1 protein-coding gene is annotated in these 740 nt (G+C 64.1%); it reads right to left on the bottom strand.

Annotated features, from left to right (window positions below; genetic code table 11):
- Nucleotides 1-740 (bottom strand): type VI secretion IcmF C-terminal domain-containing protein (locus ACLD1X_RS29150; protein ID WP_429373738.1); only part of this gene is annotated, 740 nt, incomplete at both ends.

Here is a 740-nt window from a genome sequence, read left to right as displayed (position 1 = left end):
ATCTGCGTCGGCAACTTGAAGTCCCGCAGCTTGAGCAAGGTCAGCGGCCCCGCCCCCAGTTCAGTGCGCAGGTACCAGGTCAGGTCGATGCCGTCCGGCGCCTTTAGCTGCAGGCGGACCTGGCTGCCACTGTCGGTCAGCGGCGTGACCTTGGCTTTTTCCAGCAGGCGGATCAGGCCCCAGGTGCCTTCGTAATCACCGAACAGGCGTTCACCGGCAACCACGCTGGTCCAGGTCAGGCGGGTACCTGGATGGCTGGTGAAGCCCGGCCAGCTGAAGCGTTGCCAGCTTTCTTTCTGGTTGAAGTAGTGGTGTTTTTCGCCGTTGAGGATGAAGGTGGTTTGCACCACATCGCGCACCGGTTTGCCCTGCAATTCGAAACTCATGCCCATGCCGCCGTCGGTGTAGAGCACGTCGGCCAGGTGGCTGAGCTGGTTGATCGCTGCAAGGAACTGCGGGTTGAAACGCAGGCCCTGGCTGTGCCGCGAGTCGGCCACCCAGCGGCTGCCTTCCTTGCGCAGCACGCCGCCCAGTTGTTGCTGCAGGAATTGTTCGATGCGCCCGGAATCGGCGCGGATCATCTGCCCGAGCATGGGCAGGGAAGCGTCGTTGGTGGTGGCCGCAAAGGGATAGCGGCCGGCGAAAGCGCTGTGCCAGTCGCTGACGATCGCCCGTTGCCACTGGCTGTTGAGGCCCGCGGCCGAGGGTTGCAGGACGCGTTGCCAGGCCTGTTCCAGCGG

It is taken from the genome of Pseudomonas sp. 18173 (genome assembly GCF_050432945.1).
Taxonomy (GTDB): domain Bacteria; phylum Pseudomonadota; class Gammaproteobacteria; order Pseudomonadales; family Pseudomonadaceae; genus Aquipseudomonas.
The sequence above is the reverse complement of the archived record's forward strand: the minus strand, read 5'-3'. Positions and strand labels throughout refer to the sequence as shown.